Annotated in this window: 8 protein-coding genes; 2 read left to right on the forward strand and 6 right to left on the reverse strand. The window is 72.2% G+C overall.

What is annotated here, in order from left to right; genetic code table 11:
- Nucleotides 1-12: 12 nt before the first annotated feature.
- Nucleotides 13-636 (forward strand): TetR/AcrR family transcriptional regulator, encoded by a 624-nt coding sequence (locus tag ABWI04_RS06395; protein ID WP_345182563.1) that lies wholly within the window; start codon nt 13-15, stop codon nt 634-636.
- On the opposite strand, the gene ABWI04_RS06400 is transcribed toward ABWI04_RS06395, so the two are convergent.
- The 4 genes from ABWI04_RS06400 to ABWI04_RS06415 all read right to left on the reverse strand — a co-directional run bounded on the left by ABWI04_RS06400 (nt 633) and on the right by ABWI04_RS06415 (nt 3,183).
- Nucleotides 633-1,454 (reverse strand): site-2 protease family protein, encoded by an 822-nt coding sequence (locus ABWI04_RS06400; RefSeq protein ID WP_345182561.1) that lies wholly within the window; start codon nt 1,452-1,454, stop codon nt 633-635. The genes ABWI04_RS06395 and ABWI04_RS06400 overlap by 4 nt on opposite strands.
- A gap of 52 nt (nt 1,455-1,506) precedes the next feature.
- Nucleotides 1,507-2,094, reverse strand: a complete 588-nt coding sequence (locus tag ABWI04_RS06405; RefSeq protein ID WP_345182558.1) for a TetR/AcrR family transcriptional regulator — start codon at nt 2,092-2,094, stop codon at nt 1,507-1,509.
- A 31-nt stretch (nt 2,095-2,125) separates the two neighbouring features.
- The gene (locus ABWI04_RS06410) at nt 2,126-2,533 is read right to left on the reverse strand and encodes a DUF3224 domain-containing protein (protein ID WP_345182556.1); all 408 of its coding nucleotides are present in this window, start codon (nt 2,531-2,533) and stop codon (nt 2,126-2,128) included.
- Nucleotides 2,534-2,742: 209 nt separating this feature from the next.
- Nucleotides 2,743-3,183 (reverse strand): YybH family protein, encoded by a 441-nt coding sequence (locus tag ABWI04_RS06415; RefSeq protein WP_353831737.1) that lies wholly within the window; start codon nt 3,181-3,183, stop codon nt 2,743-2,745.
- Between the two features lie 159 nt (nt 3,184-3,342).
- Here ABWI04_RS06415 and ABWI04_RS06420 point away from each other — a divergent pair, with 159 nt between their 5' ends.
- Nucleotides 3,343-5,169, forward strand: a complete 1,827-nt coding sequence (locus ABWI04_RS06420) for a serine/threonine-protein kinase (RefSeq protein WP_353831738.1) — start codon at nt 3,343-3,345, stop codon at nt 5,167-5,169.
- A 53-nt stretch (nt 5,170-5,222) separates the two neighbouring features.
- Here the strand turns inward: ABWI04_RS06420 and nucS are convergent, their stop codons facing one another.
- Complete coding sequence (nucS, locus tag ABWI04_RS06425; RefSeq protein WP_345184112.1) at nt 5,223-5,903, reverse strand: endonuclease NucS; 681 nt, start codon at nt 5,901-5,903, stop codon at nt 5,223-5,225.
- A gap of 33 nt (nt 5,904-5,936) precedes the next feature.
- A complete protein-coding gene (locus tag ABWI04_RS06430) occupies nt 5,937-7,061 on the reverse strand; it encodes a HEAT repeat domain-containing protein (RefSeq protein WP_353831739.1) in 1,125 nt (374 codons plus the stop codon).
- Nucleotides 7,062-7,363: the final 302 nt, after the last annotated feature.

A 7,363-nucleotide genomic window follows, 5' to 3' on the forward strand; every position in this document is an offset into this window, starting at 1 on the left:
ACCATGGGGAACGTGACGGAACCGACGAAGCGGCCGGCGACGAGGCGGGCGCGCCGCGCCCCCGCCCCCGAGGAGCGCGCGCTCGACGCCGAACGCTCGCGGCGCCTGCTGCTGGACGCCGCGCTGGAGGAGTTCTCCGCCAAGGGCTACGCCGGCGCCCGCGTCCAGGACATCGCCGACCGCGCCGGCGTCAACAAGCAGCTGATCAACTACTACTTCGGCGGCAAGGACGGCCTGTACTGCGCGCTCCACCACCGCTGGCTGGAGCGCGAGGCCGAGTTCAACGACCCCGCCGCCCCGTTCGACGAGATCGTCGTCCGGTACCTGCGGCACGTCCTGGACGATCCCCGCGGCACGCGGCTGAACGCCTGGCGCGCCCTCACCGAGGACCTGGACGACATCCCGCCCGGCCCCCGCGAGGACCTGTCCGACATCGAACGCCGCCAGGCCGCCGGGGAACTGCCCGCCGACCTGGACCCGGCCGCGATCATGTTCGCCGTGATGGCGCTGGTGTCGGCGCCGGTCACCAAGCCGCTCGCCGTCCGCCACGTCTTCGGGATGGACCCCGAGTCACCCGAGTTCCAGGAGCACTACACCGAGCAGCTCCGCCGCATCGTCCGCCGGCTGACGGGCTAGCTCTTCCACCACTGGAACAGGTAGTGCCCGAGCTCGATCGGGAAGTGGTCGACCGAGCCGTTGACGCGGAACGGGAACTCGCCGAGGCCGATCGCGTCGGTGAGGTAGTAGATGACGTTGAAGAAGCCCTGGTTGATCGGGCCCAGCCACAGCAGCGCGATCAGGACGAGGAACGCGTAGCCGCCGTAGGCGTTCGCCTGGTCGGCCAGGCGGCGCGGCAGGTACGGCTCGACGATCCCGAAGCCGTCCAGCCCCGGGATCGGGAGCAGGTTCAGGATCGTGGCGGTGACCTGCAGGAACGCCAGGAACGCCAGCCCCGACCAGAACAGCGCGTGGTCGGCGTCGGCGAAGTTCTTGAAGATCACCGCGAGCATGATGGCGAACAGCGCGTTCGACAGCGGGCCCGCCGCCGAGATCAGGCTGTGCCGCAGCCGGCCCTGGATCACGTGCCGGTCGATCCACACGGCGCCGCCCGGCAGGCCGATGCCGCCGAGCACGATGAACACGACGGGGATGAGGAAGCTCAGCGTCACGTCGGAGTACTTCAGCGGGTTCAGTGTGAGGTAGCCCTTGTCGGCGACGCTGCGGTCGCCCGAGCGGAACGCCATGTACGCGTGCCCGAACTCGTGCAGGGACAGCGACAGCACCCACGCCGCGATCACGAACCCGAACACCGCGATCCGGCCGGGCCTGTCCAGGATCGTCCCGTAGCGCCAGGCGATCAGGCCGCACAGGATCGTCGCCCCCACGACCGCGAGGAACACCGGGCTCGGCCGGACCGCCGCGCCTCCCCGGCTCTCGCGCGCAGTGCCATTCATCGTTCCCGGCCCCTCTCGCCGCGCCGTCTCCGCGGCGTCCCGTCCCAGGTCGTCATGCCGGCGCCGCGATGACCGGCACGACGTAGGTGCGCAGGAAGCGGCGCAGCCCGTCGGCGTCCCGGTCCCGGTCCATCACGATCAGCGAGGTGATGATGCGGAAGAGGAACTCGACCGTGCCCTCCACCTCGATGTCGGCGCGCAGCGTCCGCTGGCGCTGCGCCTGCTCGAAATGGGGCCGCACGTACTCGCAGCACAGCGCGAGCACGTGCTCGGCCGCCCCCGCCACCGCCGCCTGCATGTGCCCCGCCGCCTCCGGGACGAGGAAGTGCGCGATCGCCGGCTCCTCGCGGACGTAGTTCAGCGCGTCCAGCGTCCCCTCGACGATCGCCTCGGAGACCGACCGCTCCCGGCGCAGCCGCTCGGCGAGCCGGTCGAGGAACCGCCGCAGGTCGCGCACCACCACGGCGAGGATCAGCTCGTCCCGCCCGCCGGTGACGCTGCGGTACACGGTCGCCCGCGACAGCTTCGCGGCGGCGGCGATGTCCTCGACCGTGGTCTTGGCCACGCCGAAACGGCCGAAGCACACTTCGGCCGCGTCGATGATGCGCTCGCGCGTGGCGTCGCCGGTGACCGGGGGCATGACCCGAACATTACCGGCCGCCGGTCGGCGCTCAGTCCAGCGTGTACTCCAGCGCCCAGGTGTGCCCGCCGTCCTCGGTGACGGAGATCTGGCCGACGCCGCGGATCCCGGCGAGCTCCCCCGTCCCCGAGGTGGGGACGATCAGCCACCGCAGCCACTGGGTGTCGGCCGTGCCGTCCTCGCTGCCCGCGCTGTGCTGGAGGACGAACGTCCCCTCCCGGCCGTGCAGGATCCCCTGGACGTGCTCGATCCCGACATAGGCGACCGGCCCCGCCGGCGACTCCACCGTGATCAGCTCGGTGGAGCTCGTCCCCACGAGGTCGCCGTGGAAGGTCTTGCCCACGTGGACCCGGGTCATCCGGTTGCCGCCCTGCTCGTCGTAGGGCTTGTCGGCGTCCCATGCCTCGATGTCGAAGCTGCCGCTGGCTTGAAACGTCATGCCCGCAATGATGCCCGTCCCGTGAGACATCGGGCGAGGCCGACGTCCCCGCGAGACGGACCGGCCCCAGCGGTGGCCGGGGCCGGCGGGTGGGCCCGTTCGAACTTGGTCAGGCCGAGCTCGGACGTCCGCTCGGCGGGATGGGTCCGAAAGGCGATCAGGGCCTCCAGCGGGGCACGGCCGGCGGGTTCGGGGCCGGTCAACGCGTCTCAGGGGTGGAGGTCGGTCACGCCCTTGCCGGTCGCCATGTCGAGGGGGACGGAGACCTGGTCGTGGGCGATCAGCCAGTCGTCGCCGGCCTTCCGGAAGCAGAAGGTGGCCCGGACCCACATGCCGCTCGTCGCCGTTCCGTTCTTCAGCGTGCCGCTGAGCCGGCCGAAGCAGTGCCCGAAGGCCACGTCCCCGCCCACGGTGAGTGCCAGGTCGCGGACCTCGTAATCCACCTCCTCGAAGAACGTGAACACGTTCGTCCAGTTCTTCAGCTTCGCGGCGATCCCGACGTGCTGGAGCGGCGGTTCGACGTCGAAGGACACGACGTCCTCCGCGTAGAGCCGCTCCAGGGCCTTCAGGTCCTTGGCGCGGATCCCCTCGACGATCTTGCCGACCTGCCCGCGGATCCCGGCCTCGTCGACCTCGTGCTGCGCGCTCATGGACACCCACCCCTTCGATCAGTGCGGAACCTCGGCCTTCTCCCCTATGACGGAGCAGCGGCCCGAAATGTGATGCCCGCGCGGAGACGATCGCGTACGAACATCCTCGCGGGCGGTCGCGTCACATGATCAACACGGCCGGGGCGGCGAGGAGAGCACGTGGGCGAGTGGAAGATCTCTGGTTTTCGCGAGGTGCGCGAACTCGGGGCGGGGGCGCAGGGACGCGTCGTTCTGGCGCGGCACGAGCAGACCGGGTTCCCGGTCGCGGTGAAGTACGTCGTCGTCGGGCCGGACGCGGCCCCGTTGGAGGCGTTGCGGCGCGAGGCCGAGATGCTGGCCCAGGTGGAGAGCCCGCACGTGGCCCGGCTCTACCAGCTGGTGGAGGGCGAGCACGGCGCCGCCCTCGTGATGGAGGCGGTCGACGGCGTCTCGCTCAAGGTGGTCCTGGCCGAGCACGGGCGGCTGGATCCGCAGGCGGCGCTGACCGTCCTGAAGGGGTCGCTGCTCGGCCTGGCGGCGGCGCACGCGGTGGGCGTCGTCCACCGGGACTACAAGCCCGCCAACGTGGTGGTGCCCGAGGACGGGCGCAGCAAGCTCATCGACTTCGGCATCGCGTCGGCCGCAGGTTCGGCGTCGCGGTCGGGCACTCCGTCGTACATGGCGCCGGAGCAGTGGCAGGCGGGCGAGGCCGGCCCGTCCGCCGACGTGTACGCGGCGACCTGCGTCTTCTACGAGTGCGTCATGGGCCGGCGTCCGTTCGGCGCGGACAGCGTCGTGGGGCTGCGCGGGCAGCACCTCACCGCACCCGTTCCGCTGGAGGACTTCCCCGTCCCGCTGCGCCCGCTGGTCGCCCGGGGGCTGGCGAAGAACCCGGCGGAGCGGCACGCCGGGGCCATGGAGTTCGTCGCCGAGCTCGAGAGCATCGCCCGCGCGGCCTACGGGGACGACTGGGAGGGCCGCGGCGTCCGCACGCTGGCCGCGGCAGCGGCGGGGCTGTCCATGCTGTTCCCGCTCGCCGCCGCGGGGATCTCGGCGCCGGCGGGCACCGCCGCCGCGGGCGCCGCCGCCGGGACCGCGGGCGCGGGCGGCGCCGGAACGGCCGGGACCGTCGCCGCGGGCGCCGGGAACACCGCGGCGGGCTTCCTCGCCAAGGCGAGCGTGGTCAAGGCCGCGCTGGTCGTCGCGGGGGCGACCGCGGCGGGCACCGTCGGTGTGGTCACCTACGAGACGACGCGCCCGGAGGCGGCGGAGGCGCCCGCGGTCACTCTCGCCGCCCTGAACCGGACGTACGCCGACGGGGTTCTGGAGGTCAAGGGCGGCCAGTATGCCCAGGTCAAGGGGATGAAGAACGCGGCGGTCCAGACCGCGGCCAACAGGGCGCTGCGCGTCCCTCTCGACCAGGCCGTCACGTTCTACAAGGAGTGGGGCAGGACGGCCGCCGCGCGCGCCGCCTGCGGCGGCCGGCCGAACCTGCTGAGCACGACCGTCGTCAAGGGGCTGACCGGCCCGGACCTCGTGTCGGTGCGCTACGTTCCGAAGTTCCAGCGCAGGTGCGGCGAAGGGCCGGGACACTTTCCGGGGTTCGTCGTCACCGTCGACCTGCGCACCGGCCGCGCGCTGACGGCCGACGACGTCTTCAAGCCCGCCTCATTCGGCGTGGCCGGCATGAAACGGCTGTGGGACGGGCTTCCGGAGGGAGACGACAAGCTGCAGTTGATGCGCGGCAACTCCGGATCGGGCGGTTTCTTCAACCCCTTCCACCGCTCGTCGTTCTTCCCGAGTGCCCGGCAGCCCGAGTCGCCGCCGTGGGCGCAGCCGTTCTTCGGAAAGAACCGGTTCGATCTCATCTACGCGGGGTTGGACGACGGCCCGGCGACCTCGGCGTTCGATCTGGGCCGCACGAGCTGCTACGACTTCGCCATCCCGTACGGGAAGGTGAAGGACCTCTTCAAGCCCGAGTTCGCGGCCAGGCTGCCCGTTGCGTGACCTGCACCGTCACCGGACGCCCCGGGCCGCGTGACCGCGGCCCGGGAGGGGCGTCAGAAGAGGGTGCCCTCGTGTTCGATGCCGCGCAGGGCGTCGTAGTCGAGGGTGACGCAGGTGATGCCGCGGTCGGTGGCGAGGACGCGGGCCTGGGGCTTGATCTCCTGGGCCGCGAAGACGCCGCGGACGGGGGCCAGGTGCGGGTCGCGGTTCAGCAGCTCCAGGTAGCGGGTGAGCTGCTCGACGCCGTCGATCTCGCCTCGGCGTTTGATCTCGATGGCGACGGTGGCGCTCGTGGCGTCGCGGCAGAGGATGTCGACCGGCCCGATGGCGGTGGGGAACTCGCGGCGGATCAGGGTGTAGCCGTCGCCGAGGGTGGTGATGTGCTCGGCGAGCAGTTCCTGAAGGTGCGCTTCCACGCCGTCCTTCTGGAGGCCGGGGTCGATGCCGAGCTCGTGGCTGGTGTCGTGCACGAGCTCCTCGATGGTGAGGATCAGCCGCTCGCCGGACTTGCCGTGCGTGACCGTCCAGCGTGCGATGGCGCCGTTCTCCTCGTAGACCTCCTCGCGCAGCGAGCAGGGCGGGTTCATCCAGTTGAGGGGCTTGTAGGCGCGGTCGTCGGCGTGCACGCTCACGCTCCCGTCCGCCTTGATCAGGATCAGGCGGAGGGCCATCGGCAGGTGGGCGGTGAGCTTGCCGGCGTAGTCGACGCTGCAGCGGGCGATAACGAGACGCACGGTGCATCACCTTAGTGCGACGTCAGGCCTGGTTCAGGCGAGACCGGCGTACCGGCGGCACTCGTCGTGGTCGGTGGGCAGGCCCCAAGCGCGGAGGATCTCCAGCAGATTTCCCCATCGCCAGCTCTCGGGCGGCAGTTCGGCGATCGTGCGGACGGTCCGCTGCTGCGCGGAGGCGAGGCCGGCGAACCGGGGGAGAGGGAGGGCCGGTGTGCGGAACGTCAGCCGGAGCGCCGCCTCGGCCATCGGGAACGACGCCTCGCCGGACGTGCGGGACAGACCGTCGAGGACGGCGTCGACGGCTTCGGGCGGCGCCCCGTCCAGCGCGGCCAGCGTCAGGGCCGGGTAGAGGCGCAGGTCGCCTTCCAGAAAGGCCGCCTCGCCCTCGGGCGGGGACGCGCTGGAGGCCGCCAGCTCGGCGATGACGGGTGCGTCGGCCGCCCCCAGCCGGGCGAGCGCGATCGCGGCGGCCCAGCGCGGCAGTGGCTCGGCGGCGGCCAGGTGCTCGCGGAACCGGGGGAGCAGCGCCCGGCCCTCCAGGAGCCCGGCGGCGACGAGCGCATGCGCGATGACGACCGGGTCCTGCTCGGCTTCGAGCAGCGCCTCCAGCGCGGGGAGGGTGGCCGCCGCCTCCTCGGGGAACCAGCCCGCCGTGTACGCGGCGGCGGCCCGCACTCCGGCGTCGTCATCACCGAGGAGGGCCCGCACGGTGGGCAGACCGGCGCGGACGGCGTCGTAGGCGGCGAGTTCCGCCTCGACGGAGCGCAGCGTCCACGCGAAGTCGAAGTGGTCCCGGTCGCCGGTCTCCCGCAGGCGCGCGGCCTCCTCGCGCCAGGTCGCGATGTCGACGCCGGACGGCAGATGCGCCTCGTCGTACCCGACGGCAAGCGCGGCCGCCAGGTAGAGCGGCCAGGTGCGTTCGGGAGTGCCGGGATGGGACGCCAGCCCGAGCAGGAACGGGACCGCTGCGGCGGACGCGCCGTACCGGCTCCCCTGATGGAAGACGGTGGTGAAGAGCTCGCCGAGCGCCGCCTCCCGCTCGTCCTCGTCGGAGGAGGAAAGGGCGCGGAGCAGGTCGGGCACGTCCTCCGCAGACCCGTAGGCGTGGTCGAGGCCCGCCCAGTCGATGCCGTCCAGCCCCGCCAGCGGTTCGCCCATGCAGCGATCATGCCACCGGCACTGGACCGTCCGCCCTGAGCAGGCCTAAGACCACTGACCGGGCGATATAAGGCGTCGTGCCCATGTGGGGACGGGGGCCTTAGCGAGAGTCTCTTGGATGTCGGGCCGTGCCGATCGGCCCGGACCATTCGGGAGGGGCCGTGTACCACCACGAGATCATGCAGTCGCTCATGAGCGAGCGGGCCCGCGCGCTGCGCGCGGAGGCCGGGGCCGAGCGGGACGCGCGACTGGTGCGCCGGGCCCGCGAGTACTGGGCCGAGCGCGCCGAGCGGATCGCCGCC

It is taken from the genome of Actinomadura sp. NPDC000929 (assembly GCF_040492065.1).
Classification (GTDB): domain Bacteria; phylum Actinomycetota; class Actinomycetes; order Streptosporangiales; family Streptosporangiaceae; genus Spirillospora; species Spirillospora verrucosospora.

Coding starts and splice junctions, on each gene's coding strand:
- ABWI04_RS06405 (WP_345182558.1), bottom strand. CDS start 2,094: ATGCCCCCGGTCACCGGCGACGCCACGCGCGAGCGCATCATCGACGCG.
- ABWI04_RS06410 (WP_345182556.1), bottom strand. CDS start 2,533: ATGACGTTTCAAGCCAGCGGCAGCTTCGACATCGAGGCATGGGACGCC.
- ABWI04_RS06430 (WP_353831739.1), bottom strand. CDS start 7,061: ATGGGCGAACCGCTGGCGGGGCTGGACGGCATCGACTGGGCGGGCCTC.
- ABWI04_RS06400 (WP_345182561.1), bottom strand. CDS start 1,454: ATGAATGGCACTGCGCGCGAGAGCCGGGGAGGCGCGGCGGTCCGGCCG.
- ABWI04_RS06415 (WP_353831737.1), bottom strand. CDS start 3,183: ATGAGCGCGCAGCACGAGGTCGACGAGGCCGGGATCCGCGGGCAGGTC.